The sequence below is a fragment of the Pedobacter nyackensis genome (assembly GCF_900176505.1).
In the GTDB taxonomy this organism is placed as follows: domain Bacteria; phylum Bacteroidota; class Bacteroidia; order Sphingobacteriales; family Sphingobacteriaceae; genus Pedobacter; species Pedobacter nyackensis.
This window is the reverse complement of record NZ_FWYB01000003.1, coordinates 306973-323637: the sequence shown is the minus strand read 5'-3', so window position 1 is coordinate 323637 and position 16665 is coordinate 306973. Positions and strand designations below refer to the sequence as shown.

The following is a 16665-nucleotide window of genomic DNA, read 5'->3' as shown; positions in this document are numbered from 1 at the left end:
ATTTAAATTACCTCATCTATGAATTCTCTTATCAAATGCTTAATTGCTGTATTTCTAACCGGCATGACGTTTACTTCCTATGCACAGGATCTTGTGCATAAAATACCTTCTGATGCACTTGCAGTTGCAACGTTTAAAGGTAAAAACTTAACAGAACTGATGTCCCTGACTGAGTTTAATAAATCCTTTACAGGGAAGAAGATCCTATCAAAATTCTCAAGAAAGGCCGACAAGCCCTATTCTTCAGTTGATGACCTTGGTTTTAATTTGGCATCATCATTTTACTATTACAACCAGAGCAACGACAGTGTAACTTATAACTGCTTCCTTTCACCTGTTAAAAATGCGGCCCAGGTGGATGCACTTTATACTTGGGGAGATTATAAGTTCAATCAAAAGGGCAACATAAGATCTTACTACAATTCCGACTCCACTGAAGTGGCCCACTGGAACAACGAAATGTTTCTATTTGTAGTGGCTATTGAGAAAAAGGATTATTTTTCGCGTCCCGAAGTTATGGAGCGTTTCGGTTTAACCGAGGATTACCCGGCTAGTGAGGTGGTTGCAGACACAGCAATAGCGGTTGATGCTTCAGAAGATGTACCTGCAGACTCAATTGCTGTAGAGTCAGCGGTGGTAGAGTCAGAAGATGTGGTTACAGACACAGCACTAGTAGATTCGACGATGGTAGACGATGACTCATCTAATTCATTTTTTAAGAATCAACAACAAAAGAAATCGATTATTGCTGCCTGGACCCAACACATGGTGGATGAGTTTTTTGCAGGAACAAATAAAACTTCCATACTGAACAACAACGACTTTTTGAAAAGCCAGGATGCACAGGCCGAAGCTACCATATGGGTGTCAGGAATTGATAAGCTATTTAATTCATACATGCCTGCTATCCCATATCTAAAAGGGATGAGCTTTTTTAACGGGTATGGAAGTGGAAATGCCAAATTCTACCTGGAAGATAAGTCTATCAGATTAACAACCAGCATGACTTTCAGTGATGAAATTGCTGCCGTATTTAAACGCGTTCACCAAAGAAAACTGAACAAACGTTTTTTAAAATATGTGAATGAAGACCGCATGATTGGCTATATGGGTTACGCTTTAGACACAAAGGCATACCTGGAAGAGTATCCAAAGTTAATGTCGAAGATCTATGGCTCTGTATACGCAGAGGAGATCGGTATGGCGGCCGACCTGCTCTCTCTTTTATTGGATGAAGAGGCGATAGGCAAAGTTGTTAAAGGAGATGCCCTGTTTATTTTCAATGGCTTAATGCAAAATGAAGTGAGCTACAAATCCTACGAATATAACGAGGACAACTTTGAGAGCAAAGAGGTGATGAAAACCAAAAAGGAGACCCTACCCGACTTTTTGTTGATGATTTCATCTGAAGACACTCGCTTAATTGATAAGCTGATCGCTTATGGAGCAAAAAAAGACCTGGTAAAGAAACGCGCTGGATATTATGAATTGAGCATCCCTAAAAGCCCTTTGTCTCTTTATTTTACAATTAAAGACCAGATTATCTTCTTTACCACCAGTATAACTGAGATAGATGACATAGCGGCCAACAGCTATGTGGCAAAAATCTCAGGCAAACATAAAAAAACACTATTGAGCAGTAATTATTCTGCATACTTTAGTGGTAAAAAGCTTGCTGGAAAGATCCCTTCTGAAGAATTTGGAGGTGCTAAAAAACTGGAAAAGGCTAACCGCGTGCTGAATTCACTGGGTGATATTTACCTGAATTCTAACCCAATCAAAGGAAATGTGGTATCTGGACAGGTAAGCATGGATATTCCTGCAAATCAACCGAATGCTTTAAAATATTTGTTCTCACTTATTGAAGACGCAACGAAATAAATTTAAACGTGTAGCAACAGTGCTGGCAGCAGTTATTTTACTGCTGCTGGTAGCTACCTATGCCTATCTGGAATTACGGAAGTACAAATCTTACCGGAATCGTGTTCATGCCGATGCTGACTTCATTGTTAAAATCGATGCAGATAAACTGTACCGTACGCTGGCTATAGATTATTTACGAAACTCATCCCACTATAAGCGCAAAAAAGGCGGAGCTATTAAAAGCGGGTTAAATATTCCCGCCAACATTTTCATCTACACAGTCCACTCCAAATCCCTTCAAACCTATTTCTGTAGTTTGCCAGTAGCAGATACCGCTACTTTAAAATCATTTATAAAGAAAGAATTAGGCATATCTCAATTTAAAAACACAGGCAAATATCTAAGGGGCACGTCGGCGAATGGCCAAACTACAGTTGCTTTCAACAATCATACATTTGCTGCAGGATATTCGCTTACAAAAGAAAACACAAATGACGTCCTTGAGGATCTGCTAAACGCGCAAAACCTACTTGAGGATAAAGATCCCAAACTAAAGCAATTAAAGGCTATAAACGCACACCTGGCCTATGTATTCAAAGAACATACCGGGACTGGTGATTTTAAAGATGGATTGATGCACCTACAAGGCGATTTCAACTTTAAAGGATTTAATGTTGATGGAAAAGTGTTTAACCACCGGGTTTTTGATAAACACGCCATCGTTAAAATGTGGCTGAATACCAGTATCAATTCAAATGACAAATATGCTGCGTTTCAGGTTAAAGACCATACCATCTATCCGGACAGCCTGTTGAAGTATTGCAAGGGATATATTGATTTGGAATTGACCAGTCCTGCTATCCAAACCGATACTTTGATTACCTATGAATACAATGACGATTTTGAGAAGGAAGAAATCATTACTCCCAGAACGGTTAAAGTACCAGGCATAAACAGCATTATAAATGCCGATGCTGGAAGCTTGTTAACGTATTTAAATAAAGAAGATATAGTGAGTAGCGGTATAGTAAACAGACAACTCTTCCCACTCTACTCCGTTTACGCTAAAACCAGCATATCCGCAGTTATGCTCAGCACCAACAAGCATGCAGCTTTTTCCTCATCAAGACAAAACAGCCCCTACTTTTTTTACCTGGAGGCCGATTTCGAAAAACTAAAAGCACAGGGACAATTCCTCTTATTGGAAAGTTACATCAAACAGGTAACCAATTTAAAGGTTAAAGCCTGGAATAGAATTCCAGGTCAGTCGCATTTTGAAATGGATCTTTATTTCAAGCTGAAGCACATCAACGCGCTGGGACAACTATTCTGATTTACAGTTATCCTAGTTTCCAGTCAGGCCTTTCAAAGTGGCAGGTATATCCATATGGATTTTTTTGCAAATAATCCTGATGTTCGGCTTCGGCGTTCCAAAAATCGGTTGCAGGAACAACTTCCGTTACAATCTTTCCTGGCCATACACCTGAAGCATCCATTTTCGCGATTAAAGCCTCTGCAGTTTCCCGCTGTTGCTCATCCATAAAGAAAATAGCTGATCGGTAAGAAGTACCGACATCGTTTCCCTGTCTGTTTCGCGTCGTTGGATCATGAATCTGAAAGAAATACTCAAGGAGTGCACGATATGATAATTGTGTAGGATCAAATACAATCTCTATGGCTTCAGCATGTGTACCATGATTCTTGTAAGTTGCATTTGGGACATCACCTCCTGTGTATCCAACTACGGTTGAAATAACCCCCGGATAATGTCTGATCAATTCTTCTACTCCCCAAAAACAACCGCCGGCCAGAATGGATTTTTCAGTATTCATATAGCTTTCTTTTTAACAAAGATACGTTGCTTATCTTTAAATGGTAAAGGAATCAGGAGGTAATTATTCGCTCAGCAGGTTTATGGAATTACCTATAATTTGCATCCTATAGACATACAAACTCAACTATATGACAAGAATCTTAATTATCTGCCTCTTAATCGCTTTCTTCACCACCGAAGGCCATTCTCAACACCTCAAGTGGATTAATGAAAATGCTTATCCTATCCACAATACATCTTCAAAAAATAAAGATCTTTCCTTTTTATCCAACGAATTAAAGGGCAATATCATTTTAGGATTAGGAGAAGCATCACACGGCACGTGTGAATTTTTCCTTCAGAAAAACCAAATAATCCAATACCTGATTACTAATCTTAATTATAAGCTTATAGGGTTCGAATCCACTGGCTCCCGAATGGAGTTGATAAATCAGTACTTACACAATGGAAATGGCGATTTAAAAGCATTCATGAAAGACTTGGGACTATATAACTCAATAGAAATTTATGACATGCTAACCTGGATAAGAAACTATAACAAAACCACATCACCTAGCGATAGAGTAACACTGTTTGGATTTGACAATGAAGATTTTTGGCCCGATCCATTTACCCGTGATAAGCTCATGTCAGATAAAATAATAGAAACTCAAAAAACAATGGGCACCAAGACTATACTTTGGAGTCACAATGTACATATAGCTAAAGATACCACCATGGCTCAACTCAAAGCGATGGGGGCTTATTTGAAACAAGAATTAGATCAAAAATTTTATGCTATAGGATTCGACACTTATCAAGGATCCGTGAATATCATAAAAGACGGTGAATTTGAAAAGCATGACTTTTTAGCACAGGAAAACACATTCTCCAGCATGTTTGCTAAAGCGAAAAATGAAAGATTCTTTCTCCCCTTTAATAAAAAACCAAATCCATTTATGGGCATAAAAAGCCACATCACCAATATCTTTTCAAATTGGACTGAAACAAGATCACTACCCATAAAACCAGGTTTTGATTTTGACGGGTTAATTTTCATCAGAGAGACTTCTGCATCAGTACAGTTAAAATAAGAGTTATAGGATTGCACATAGCAAAAAAGCCTATCAGTTTTTCACCGATAGGCTTTTATAGCTTTAAATAAAACTGAAATCTACAGCTTATTATACAAATGATTTCTATACAAATAAGAAGCAACCTGATAGTTCGATACGGCTTCATTAATCAATGATTCATCCGGGGCCACCAATGTTGAGCTACCTGTTATAAAATCAGGAGCATACGTTTTAGCCTTCTTATTTGGCTCAAGAATCACCAGCTTATTATTTTTGATGTAACCCAGACTTTGGTAAGTACTGATAAATGCACGTTCCTCTCCCGGCTTCATTCTAAACACATCATGTCCAAAAAACTTACTGGTATAATCCATATTTAAGAACCCAAGTATGGTCGGCGGAACATCTATCTGAGCAGTTAACTTATCAAAATTACCTGGCGTAATGTTACCCGGCGAATAGAATATCATTGGTATATGGTATTTATTTACCGGAAGCTCTACCGCACCGGCACTTGAAGCACAATGATCGGCTACGATAACAAAGATGGTATTTTTGAACCATGGCTTTGCAGAAGCTTCCTTTATAAACCTGCCAATAGCATAGTCGGTATACTTTACTGCACCTTCCCTACCCGTATGCGAAGGAATATCTATACGACCTTCGGGATAAGTATATGGGCGGTGGTTAGAAACCGTCATGATGTGCGCAAAGAAGTTCTTTTTGTTATGATAATCCTCATCTGCCAAACGCAACGAAAGCGTAAACAGATCCTCATCTGCAACACCCCAGATGTTCTGGTAGTGAACCTCAGAATCCTTTATCGCTTTACGATCTGTAACGTCATACCCATTTTCAGAAAAGAAGGCATTCATGTTATCAAAATAGCCATAACCTCCATAAACATACCTGCTGTGGTATCCTTTTGATTTGAATATACTGCCCAAAGAAAAAAGACCTTTGTTATCAGGACGCTTTACGATAGACTGCCCCGGTGTTGGCGGAATAGAAAGCGCCAAAGCCTCAAGCCCCCTGACTGTACGCGTACCTGAAGCATATAGATTGGTAAACAGAACACCTTGCTTAGCCAAAGAATCCAACTGAGGAGTAATGCCCTGTGTATTTCCAAAGTGTGTCATAAAATCGGCACTCAAGCTTTCTACACTAATCAACACTACGTTCATCCTCTTTTCTTCACCTGGATTATCAATATGTCTAAGGGTAAACTTATCAGCAGCTAAAACTCCTACGCTATCTGGATTCATTTGCTTCCTGATCATCACCTCCGCTTTCTCAATCGGCAACGTTTTGTAGAAGGTATCGTAATCAAGCTCATTGTTCCAAAAGGCATTACCAAAATCGTACATACCATTACCCGCAAGCTCACTTACATACTGGTTAGTGCTGAAATATTTCCATTTATGATTGAATGAGAAGAAAACAAAAACAGGAATACAAAGTAAAACGAGTGCTACGGCAGTACGCTGCTTAAACCTAAAAGATTGCTCATTGTGTTTCCACACATACCGGTTCAACAACAACAGTAATCCTAAAGAAACCAGTAACAAGACGATCAGAATGGTATTTACTGGATAGGATTGTCTGATGTTACCGATCACCTCAGTGGTATAAACCAGATAATCAACAGCGATAAAATTATATCGCACAGAGAATTCTTCCCAAAAGAACCACTCCGAAACAGCGTTGAATAACAAAGTGCCAATTACAACCAGGAAATAGATCGACAACAGTACACGGTTAAACTTCTTCCTGTACAACTTGTCAGGCATAAGCCAGATGTAAAGCACCAATGGGATCAGGGCAAAGGAGGCTGCAGCTAAATCGAATAAAAGTCCGATCAGATAAATGCCCAGTAAATTCAGGATGGAGAAGTCGACATACTGTTTCGAACTGATCAGTAAGATAGTACGCGTAATGAGCGACACAGCACACAACAACAATGTAGCGATGACAACAGGACTAAACCTGTGTTGAAAGAATAATCTTTCGAGTTTGTTTTTATAAATCATGATGTGGTGGATTAGAGCTTACGTACAAATGTTAACCCGGTGTGCCCTTCTTGATGAAAGGGAACCAATACCGTATGGTTCGCCTTATTATGGAACAGCTTGTCTTTTATAAATGGGTAAGCCCAGTAGGAAATTTTTGTGGAGAGAACGCCATATCCGGCACCGGCAACTACATCGCTAAACCAATGCGCGCCATTATACAAGCGCAAAGTAGCAGTAGTTACCGCCATCGAATACCCCAATATGCTATACCAGGGTGATTGGTCCTTATACTCCTGGTGCATAAATTCTGCGGCCATAAAGGCCATGGAACTATGCCCCGATGGAAAAGAATGGTTATCCAGGCCATTTGGCCGCGTTCTGCTGGTTATATTTTTAGTGATGAATGTGGAACCTCCCGCAATAGCGGTCGACAAAAGTAACATAGCCGTTCTGTCAACAAAATTGTGTTTACTTTTTACACCTGTCAGATCCAGTCCATACACAGCGGCAATGGGGGCATAACGGAGGTAATCATCTACGTGGAACCCAAATCTTGGATGATCTTCCCGCAGTTCATAATTAGTATCATCATCAAGCTTTTTTAAGGGCTTTATATAAGGCGCACTAAAGCCATAAGCCATAAACGCAGCAGGCACAATAAGTGCTTTATACTGGATTGGCTTATACCTAACCTCGCTATAAACAGCTTTTACAGGTACCGAGTCTGTAGTCTGGCCCTGCACCCTAACTGCAGAAACCAACACCAGCAGGATTAAACTAATCTTTAACTGAAACTTTGTACTCATTTTAACTACAATGCAAAAAAAGCAAAACTAATTGAAAAATCTATAGAAATTCTGATTTTATTTAATGTCTTTAAAATTGCGCACAAAAAAAGGCCAATCACAATGCGTGACAGGCCTTATATATATTTAATTGAAAATTCGGTTTACATCACTTCCGAACCCAAAATATCTTTCGAATAGGTTTTTAAGTACTTTTTAAGAATCTGACGGGCTACATGGATTCTGGTTTTAACTGTTCCTATTGGTATCTCCAGCATCTCCGCTATTTCATGGTATTTATAACCTTCAAAATATTTAACAAATGGAATATAATATTCAGGCTGTAATGTTGCTAATGCTTTATTGATATCCCCTAATACAAATTTGCTTTCACTAGAATTTTTTGTGGCGCTGTAGTGAAGATTTGCAGAAGAAATATCATCCGATTTGGTAATTAATGCATTTGTTTTAACCAGACGTCTGTAGTTATTAATGAAGGTGTTCTTCATAATAGTAAACAGCCAACCTTTTAAATTCGTCCCGTCTTTGAACTTCCCGTAATACGTAACTGCCTTAAGCATCGTATCTTGCACAAGATCATTTGCATCTTCGATGTCTTTGGTAAAATTCAAGGCGAAGGATTGTAAAGAAACAGAATGATCGTGCAGCTGTACATTGAACTCATTTTTTGTCATAGTCTTTTAGTTTTAGGGTTAAAAAAACAAACAAATAGATATGTTGAGTGAGCGTATAAATTTGTTTAATAATACATAACAATGTCTATACAAGATATGTACCAAAAAACAAGATTCAATGTTAAGAAATTGCGTATCGCGGTTAACAATACCAAACAGGTGGATATTACAGGATATTTACTTCACGTTCCAATGCAACGCCAAATTTATTGTACACTGTATTGATGATTTCTTCTGAAAAACTATACACTTCCTGACCTGTTGCGGAGCCATGATTGACCAGAACTAAAGCTTGATTCTTCCATGTCCCGGTATGCCCTACTACCTTCCCCTTAAAACCGCATTGCTCTATAAGCCAGCCTGCTGCGAGCTTAACCTTACCTCCAGGAGCGGGATAATGGACCAGCTCAGGAAACTTTGTGTAAACAGCTTCAAAGCTCTCCTGTTCGATTACAGGGTTCTTAAAAAAGCTGCCAGCATTACCAATTGTTGAGGGATCAGGTAGCTTACTTACCCTGATATCAGCTACCACACGAGAGATATCTGAAATGGTTGGATGATCAATCTTTCTATTTTGAAGCTCGGCCTGAATAGCGCCATATTGCGTATTAAGCTTTGCCTGTTTACTTAATTTGAAACTAACGGAAGTAATGATATACTGACCTTTCAGCTCATTTTTAAAGATGCTGTCGCGATAACCAAACCCGCAATCCTCAAATTTAAATACGCGCTCATTTGCAGTTGCAATCTCGCGCGCCGTACAGGAATGAAAAACATCCTTCAGTTCAACTCCATAGGCACCTATGTTTTGTATTGGAGAGGCACCAACCGTACCGGGAATCAAACTCAGATTCTCAATACCGGCAAAACCATTGTTCACACAATAATTTACCAGATCATTCCATACTACACCTGCACCAGCCGTTACCATCACATCGTTACCCTGAACATCAAAAGAAATACCGGGTATACTCACTTTTATAACCAAGCCTTCAAAATCCTTTGTAAATAAAAGATTACTACCTCCACCCAGAACCAACAAAGGCTGAGTTTTAACAATGGACTCCCCTAACAACTCGTTCAAATCCGACTCATTAAAGATTTCGGCAAAGAAACTTGTACTTACAGCAACACCAAATGTATTAAAAGGCTTCAGAGATATATTTTCTTGTATAATCGACATAAATGTATTGGATATAACAGCACAAATGTAATTGTTAGCTGTTGTAATAAATATGTTAAAAGCAATATTTAAAAATTTTGCCTATTTTTCGGCTGGATAATAAAATGCTAATTAACGCATATATTGAAGGAGGATTGTAGCAATTTTATGGAGAATCAAGACAAAAAAAGGAATATAATTATTGAAGCAGCGCTAAAAAGATTTGCTCATTATGGTTTATCAAAGACCACGATGACGGAGATTGCCAAAGACATATCTTTCTCTAAAGCACTACTTTACTATTACTTCCCTGATAAACTCAGCCTTTACGTAAGTGCAATTGAGCACCTGATGCAAATCATCAGCAGAGACCTGGTTAAATCCATTGATAAAACCAGCAGTTCAACTGAAGGAGTGTTCAAATTACTACAAAAAAGACAATCCTTTATTCAGAAATACTACAATTTGCTCGAGTCAAGCCAAATTATTGGCTGCGAATTGCCGGAAAACCTCTGTGAAAAATTCAATAAAGCCAGAGCTTTCGAAACCATCATCATTGGTTCCTTATTTAACCGTGGCATTACAAACGGGGAATTTGAAATGGAAGACCCTAAACTGACAACTGAAATATTTATTGACGCTTTGTCAGGCATTCATTTTAACATTATGTCTAAAGACAAGAACATTTTCCCGGAAAAAGAACAATTCAAACAAATTTTCCTAAAGGAAAAAGTCTTCGCCGAGATCTTCCTGCAAGGCCTAAAGCCTCGGACCCAAGAATAATAGTCATGCAATTGTAAGTTTGCGCTGATTTTCTCAGGAAAATTCTCTAAGCCGGATTATGGCCTTATTTTTGACCTTAAATATAAAAAAGTCAGAAAGTAAAAAAGTAGAATGGTAGAGACAGATAAAAAAAGAGAGGCAATTATTGAAGGAGCGATCAAGCGTTTTATTCATTATGGAATTAACAAAACCACAATGAATGAGATTGCGGAAGACCTTTCGGTAAGCAAACCGTCTTTGTATTATTATTTTCCTGATAAGAGCAGCTTAATATTAGGAGTAATTGACAAAATTTTTAACGATTATTTCAGCATATTGGAACAACATCAGCCAACAATCATGAGTATTGAAGAGCGGATGGCCATTTTTGTTGAGATCAAACATCGTTTCTTTCAAAAGTATTACATGCTGCATTTATCAAGTGGCACCCCAGACGCCTCGCTAAACAATGATATCCTGAAAGAACACTTCATGAAAATGCGTGCTAAAAACATACAACTTCATGCAGATATCTTTCAAGCTGCAATAGACAAAAATGAAATCGCTCCAACAGATGCCTATAAAGTTGCCGAGTTATATCTTGATAGCCTTGCCGGTATCACTTCACTATGTATCATGCATGGCAACAAAGAGCTATTCCCAAGCAAAAAAGAAATGAAGAATATTCTGGACAAACAACTTAGCCTGTCTACCATATTTATCAAAGGATTAAAATAACGTAAACTATATATATGAACACAGTAATTAAACAGATAAAAATGATCCCGGTATTATTGCTGGGCTTATTGTTATCAAATACAGCAAGTGCCCAGCAAACGCTGACGCTTAAAGAAGCACTCAACTATGCGATACAAAATAGCGCAAATGTGCGTAAAGCGAAGCTAGATATTGATGGAGGAAAATACAAAACAGAAGAAATTAGAGCCCAGGCCTTACCTCAAATTACCGGTAATGCTGGTTTAACCTACAACCCTATTATTGGTCAATTGGTAGCCAATATAGGCGGAACCACACAATCGTTTAAGATGGGCCAAAATTGGAATTCATCCGCCGGAATTCAATTGTCGCAACAATTATTCAATCAAACAGTCTTTACAGGATTACAAGCAGCAAAATCCAGTGAAGAATATTACGTGCTTACTTCCACATTAACTGAAGAGCAAATCATCGAATTTGTTGCTAATAACTATTATCAGGTATTGGTAAACAGACAACAACTAAATGTGGTAGACAATAACATAAAAAATGTGAAAGTTGTCGAAAACATCATATCTAACCAGTATAAAAATGGTTTAGCTAAAAAAATTGATGTTGATCGGATTAAAGTTAACCTTACCAATTTGCAGACTCAACGCGAGCAGACATTAAATGCCATTACGTTATTAGAGAACCAATTAAAGTTCTCAATGGGGATGCCGGTAAGTAATCAAATTACTTTACCTAATACAGAACTGACAGAAGTTACCCAATTACCTCAGTTCACAGAGGCACTGGCCTTGGATAACAGAACAGAAATCAAGCTTTTGAATACCCAGGACAAACTTTTATCTCTGCAACGTAAAGCTTATGTTTCAGAATATTATCCAAGTTTAGCTTTAACGGGAAATTACACCTATTCCAGCCAGAGTGGCGGATTCGATTTCCTTAGCTCTAACAACACGGCTATCGGTTTTGGTTCATCAGCAGTTGGACTGACTTTAAAAGTACCCATCTTTAACGGCTTCTTAACCCGTTCAAAAATCCGTCAGGCTGACATTGATATTCAAAAAGCAAAAGAAGACAGAAAAGAATCGACTAACTCTTTGAACTTAGCATACGAGAATGCTAAAATTCAGTTGCGCAATAGTTTAACTACGATTAATGCACAAAAAGAAAACGTTCAACTGGCCGAGGAAATTTATAAAAGCACACAGAACAATTACAACAATGGCTTGGCTTCTTTAACTGACCTGCTGGATACAGAAAGCTCACTCACAGAAGCGCAAAACAGCTACACCCAGGCATTATTAAACTACAAAATTGCCGAAATACAATTAATCAAATCAAACGGAAATATAAAATCGCTATTATAATGAAAAGAGGAATTATTACTGCCTTAATAATCATCGTTGCCCTGGCTGGAATTGCCATGGTGTTAGACAATAACAAGAAGAAAAACGAAGCAAAAACTGCCTTTATTGCAGAAGGTGGTGGCGCTGTTGCTGTTAGGGTTGCAACGGTAGAGAAAAAAGTGACCGACCTGGATTTTAGCGTCAACGGTACTTTTGTACCTAAACAAGAATTAAACTTCCTGTCAGAAAATGCAGGTAGAGTTAGCAAAATTTTTGTAGATGAAGGCGATCGCGTAACTAAAGGACAAATCTTAGCTCGTATTGATGCTGAAATTATCAATACAGATAAAGAAACAGCTCAGGCTAATCTACAAAATGCAATTAAAGACGAAGCAAGATATAGCAACTCTTTTAAAACCGGTGGTGTTACACAACAGCAATTAGATCAGGCTAAACTTGCTGTAGAAAACGCACGTTTAAGACTACAAAGCGCTTCAAGAAAAGTAAGTGATGCTAACATCAAATCACCAATTAACGGTATCATCAACAAAAGATACATTGAAGTTGGAGCATTCGTAAATACACAAGGAACCCAGTTATTCGAAATCGTAGACGTTTCTAAATTAAAGTTAAGAGTAAACGTTAACGAATCTCAGGTTGCGCACCTTAAAGTGGGCGACAAAATAGAGATTAAATCATCTGTTTTCCCAACAGAAAAATTCAATGGCAAGGTTTCATTTATTGCAGCAAAAGCTGATGCATCTTTAAACTTCCCAATTGAGATTGAAGTAGACAACAACACTAGCAATAGTCTTAGAGCGGGTATGTACGGAACTGCAGTATTTAACTTCCCTAAACAAGCACCGAGCATCTTAGTTCCACGTACCTCTTTTGTGGGTAGTGTAAGCAGTAACCAGGTATTTGTTTTAGATACAACGACTAACACCTCTAAACTGCGTAAAGTAGTTGCAGGTCGTATTTTAGGTGATTCTGTCGAAATTCTTGAAGGACTTAATGAAGGAGAAACTGTAATTACCAGTGGACAGATTAACTTGGCTGAAGGCACTGCGGTTAGCATTGTAAAATAATCCAATCTCAGGCAGTTAACTTCGCGATACACCAATCGCAGTACGCAAAAAAAAAAGAAAATGAAGATAACAGATATATCTATTAAAAGGCCCTCTCTGGTAATTGTAGTCTTTACTGCACTCACCTTACTGGGGCTATTGAGTTACTTTTCGTTGGGTTATGAGTTATTACCAAAATTCTCTAACAACGTTGTATCTATTTCAACCATTTACCCCGGTGCTTCACCAGCCGAGGTAGAAAATACCGTAACCAAGAAAATTGAAGATGCGGTATCATCAATGGAAAACATCAAGAAAATAAACGCTGTTTCATTTGAGAGTTTATCAACAGTTACCATTACATTAAATAATGATGCCAATATTGATATTTCATTAAATGATGCTCAGCGTAAGGTAAATGCCATCCTTTCAGACTTACCGGAAGATGTAAAAACACCGTCGCTAAGTAAATTCTCACTAGATGATTTACCAGTAATCACTATGTCTGCCTCTGCAAACATGGATGACGTTACCTTTTACGATTTAATTGATCAACGAATTGCTCCGGTAATTTCAAGGGTTAATGGTATCGCACAGGTTAACCTTGTTGGTGGATCTGAAAGAGAAATCCAGGTTTCATTAGATGCTGATAAATTACAAGGCTACAATCTTTCCGTACCTCAGGTACAACAAATGATTTTAACCTCAAATTTAGATTTCCCTACAGGAAGTGTTAAAACAGCAAACCAAGATGTTTTAATCCGTTTATCAGGTAAATACAGAGACCTTGACGAATTAAGAAACCTTGTTTTAACCACATCAAAATCAGGTGCGCAGATCCGTTTACGTGATGTTGCCGATGTACAGGATTCTCAAAAAGAAACGGAAAAAATAGCCCGTATCGATAGAAAAGGCGCTATCGCTATCCAAATTATTAAACAAAGTGATGCAAACGCTGTAGAGGTTAGTAAAGGTGTCCATGCCATTATCGAAAAGCTTAAAGTAGAATACGCGACCAACAAACTGGATATTAAAATCGTTAACGACAGTTCTATCTTTACGTTAGAGTCTGCCGATGCAGTTATCCACGATTTAATGCTTGCCGTTGTTTTGGTAGCATTTGTAATGCTGTTCTTCCTGCATAGTTTAAGAAACGCATTAATTGTAATGGTATCCATTCCAGCATCATTAATCGCAACCTTTATTGGTATTAGCTTATTTGGCTTTACCTTAAACCTGATGTCCTTATTAGGTCTATCACTCGTGGTTGGTATTCTCGTGGATGATGCCATCGTAGTTTTGGAGAATATCCAGCGACACATGGAAATGGGTAAAAATAAAGTGAGAGCCGCTTCTGATGCGACCAGGGAAATTGGTTTTACTGTTGTATCCATTACTTTGGTAATTGTAGTTGTGTTCTTCCCTATCGCCATCAGTTCAGGCTTGGTGTCTAACATTCTACGTCAGTTCTGTGTGGTGGTAATTATCGCAACAATGCTTTCATTGCTTGCCTCATTTACCATTGTACCATTACTTTTCTCAAGATATGGTAAACTAGAGCATATTGAAGGTAAAAATGTGTTCGGCCGCTTTATCCTTTGGTTCGAAAAACAATTGAAGAAATTCACATTGTGGGTTACTAAGATCTTAACATGGTCATTAAACCATAAAAGACGCACCATCGCTGGTGTTGTTGTATTATTTGTTGCATCAGTATGGCTAGCCGTTGCCGGTTTTATTGGCTCAGAGTTTTTCCCTAAGTCTGATAAAGGTGAATTTTTAGTTCAAATTGAATTACCGAAAGATGCGCCTTTATCACAGACCAACTTTTATACCCAACGCGCTGAAGCGTTCCTAGACAAACAACCGGAGATTACACAATTGATTACCACAGTTGGCCAGGCCAGTGGGGATTTTGGTGGAACCCAGGCTACAGCCTATAAATCTGAGATCAACGTAAAACTGGTTGACCGTAAGGAACGTCAAGGTGTTTCTTCAGACATTTTCGCAACCAGGATGAGTCGTGCACTCGCCAAAGAATTGGTAGGAGCAAAAGTTAAAACTGTACCAATTAGTATTTTGGGTATTGCAGAAAACGCTCCGATACAATTTGTGGTAATGGGGTCTAGTCTTGATAGCGCATTAAAATATGCAGAAGCTGCACAAGGCGTACTTGCAACAATTCCTGGTGCCACAGAGATTAAATTATCTGTAGAAAAAGGAACTCCGGAGATTAATGTTCAGGTTGATCGTGATAAAATGTCGGCTGTGGGCTTAACCTTACAAACTGTAGGTATGACCATGCAAACAGCTTTTGCCGGTAACACCGACGGTAAATATAGAAAAGGTGAATACGAGTATGATATTAACATCCAGTACCAGGATTTCAACAGAAAAAATGTGGATGATGTGCGCAACCTGATTTTCATAAATGATAAAGGGGCACAAGTTAAACTCTCGCAATTCGCAACTATTACTGAAGGTTCAGGACCAAGTCAGTTAGAACGCTTAAATAAATCGACATCAGTATCTGTTAAAGCACAATCTATCGGTAGACCGACAGGAACCGTGGTTGCTGATTTTCAAAAGAAACTGGAAGAACTCCAGAAAAATGGAAAGTTAAAAGCGCCTATCGGTGTAAGTTATACATGGGCTGGAGATCAGGAAAACCAGAGTGAGGGTTTTGGAACTTTAGGTATTGCCCTATTGGCTTCTATTATCTTAGTTTACTTAATTATGGTAGCGCTGTATGATAGTTTTGTTTATCCTTTTGTGGTGATGTTCTCGTTGCCACTGGCATTAATCGGTGCCTTCTTAGCACTGGCCTTAACAAATAACTCTATCGGTATCTTTACCATCTTAGGTTTCATTATGTTAATGGGTTTGGTGGCCAAGAATGCGATTATCCTGGTCGATTTCACCAACCACATGAAAGCAGAAGGAAAATCTACAACAGAAGCCTTGATTTTAGCTAACCATGCACGTTTACGTCCAATTTTGATGACAACAATTGCCATGATCTTTGGTATGCTACCAATTGCCTTAGCAAGTGGTGCAGGTGCAGAATGGAAAAATGGTCTAGCATGGGTTATTGTAGGTGGATTAACCAGTTCGTTGTTTTTAACGCTTATTGTTGTACCGGTTGTTTATTTAATCTTCGATATTATGTTAGATAAACTAGGTTTCAACAAAAAAGGAAAAACAATAGATGAACTATTGGTGGAACCATACGATCATAAAGATGTTTTAGAATATGACCTTGAGGAGGTTGAGGCTTACTAGTATTCAAGTTGATTAACAAAAAAAGAGGAACCCTAAAACGGTTCCTCTTTTTTTTGATACCATACGCAAAGAGGCC

At 38.4% G+C, this 16665-nt stretch carries 13 protein-coding genes; 8 read left to right on the top strand and 5 right to left on the bottom strand.

Features of this window, described 5'->3' with window-relative positions:
* Nucleotides 1-18: 18 nt before the first annotated feature.
* Nucleotides 19-1881 carry a hypothetical protein gene (locus B9A18_RS09355; RefSeq protein ID WP_144009442.1) on the top strand — a complete coding sequence of 621 codons (1863 nt, stop codon included), beginning with the start codon at nucleotides 19-21 and terminating at the stop codon, nucleotides 1879-1881.
* Nucleotides 1862-3196 (top strand): hypothetical protein, encoded by a 1335-nt coding sequence (locus B9A18_RS09350; RefSeq protein ID WP_084289006.1) that lies wholly within the window; start codon nucleotides 1862-1864, stop codon nucleotides 3194-3196. The genes B9A18_RS09355 and B9A18_RS09350 overlap by 20 nt, the downstream gene beginning before the upstream one ends.
* Before the next feature lie 7 nt (nucleotides 3197-3203).
* Here the strand turns inward: B9A18_RS09350 and msrA are convergent, their stop codons facing one another.
* Complete coding sequence (gene msrA, locus B9A18_RS09345; protein ID WP_084289005.1) at nucleotides 3204-3695, bottom strand: peptide-methionine (S)-S-oxide reductase MsrA; 492 nt, start codon at nucleotides 3693-3695, stop codon at nucleotides 3204-3206.
* Between the two features lie 130 nt (nucleotides 3696-3825).
* Here msrA and B9A18_RS09340 point away from each other — a divergent pair, with 130 nt between their 5' ends.
* Nucleotides 3826-4770, top strand: a complete 945-nt coding sequence (locus B9A18_RS09340) for an erythromycin esterase family protein (protein ID WP_084289004.1) — start codon at nucleotides 3826-3828, stop codon at nucleotides 4768-4770.
* An 80-nt stretch (nucleotides 4771-4850) separates the two neighbouring features.
* Here B9A18_RS09340 and B9A18_RS09335 read toward each other — a convergent pair whose 3' ends face one another.
* From B9A18_RS09335 to murB, 4 genes are all read right to left on the bottom strand, one after another.
* Nucleotides 4851-6782, bottom strand: coding sequence for an LTA synthase family protein (locus tag B9A18_RS09335; protein WP_084289003.1), 1932 nt, complete (start codon nucleotides 6780-6782; stop codon nucleotides 4851-4853).
* 11 nt (nucleotides 6783-6793) lie between these two features.
* Nucleotides 6794-7570 carry a phosphatase PAP2 family protein gene (locus tag B9A18_RS09330; protein WP_084289002.1) on the bottom strand — a complete coding sequence of 259 codons (777 nt, stop codon included), beginning with the start codon at nucleotides 7568-7570 and terminating at the stop codon, nucleotides 6794-6796.
* 143 nt (nucleotides 7571-7713) lie between these two features.
* Nucleotides 7714-8244 carry an RNA polymerase sigma factor gene (locus tag B9A18_RS09325; protein WP_084289001.1) on the bottom strand — a complete coding sequence of 177 codons (531 nt, stop codon included), beginning with the start codon at nucleotides 8242-8244 and terminating at the stop codon, nucleotides 7714-7716.
* Between the two features lie 166 nt (nucleotides 8245-8410).
* A complete protein-coding gene (gene murB, locus B9A18_RS09320) occupies nucleotides 8411-9427 on the bottom strand; it encodes a UDP-N-acetylmuramate dehydrogenase (protein WP_084289000.1) in 1017 nt (338 codons plus the stop codon).
* A 147-nt stretch (nucleotides 9428-9574) separates the two neighbouring features.
* Here murB and B9A18_RS09315 point away from each other — a divergent pair, with 147 nt between their 5' ends.
* The 5 genes from B9A18_RS09315 (at nucleotide 9575) to B9A18_RS09295 (ending at nucleotide 16589) form a co-directional block, all read left to right on the top strand.
* On the top strand, nucleotides 9575-10189 hold the full coding sequence (locus tag B9A18_RS09315) for a TetR/AcrR family transcriptional regulator (RefSeq protein ID WP_084288999.1): 615 nt from the start codon (nucleotides 9575-9577) through the stop codon (nucleotides 10187-10189).
* 111 nt (nucleotides 10190-10300) lie between these two features.
* Nucleotides 10301-10906 (top strand): TetR/AcrR family transcriptional regulator, encoded by a 606-nt coding sequence (locus tag B9A18_RS09310; protein ID WP_084288998.1) that lies wholly within the window; start codon nucleotides 10301-10303, stop codon nucleotides 10904-10906.
* Between the two features lie 14 nt (nucleotides 10907-10920).
* Nucleotides 10921-12261, top strand: a complete 1341-nt coding sequence (locus B9A18_RS09305; RefSeq protein WP_084288997.1) for a TolC family protein — start codon at nucleotides 10921-10923, stop codon at nucleotides 12259-12261.
* Entirely contained in the window at nucleotides 12261-13328 is a 1068-nt protein-coding gene (locus B9A18_RS09300; RefSeq protein WP_084288996.1) for an efflux RND transporter periplasmic adaptor subunit, read from the top strand. Before B9A18_RS09305 ends, B9A18_RS09300 begins: the two co-directional genes overlap by 1 nt.
* Nucleotides 13329-13388: 60 nt before the next feature.
* Entirely contained in the window at nucleotides 13389-16589 is a 3201-nt protein-coding gene (locus B9A18_RS09295; RefSeq protein WP_084288995.1) for an efflux RND transporter permease subunit, read from the top strand.
* The last annotated feature ends 76 nt before the right edge of the window (nucleotides 16590-16665 follow it).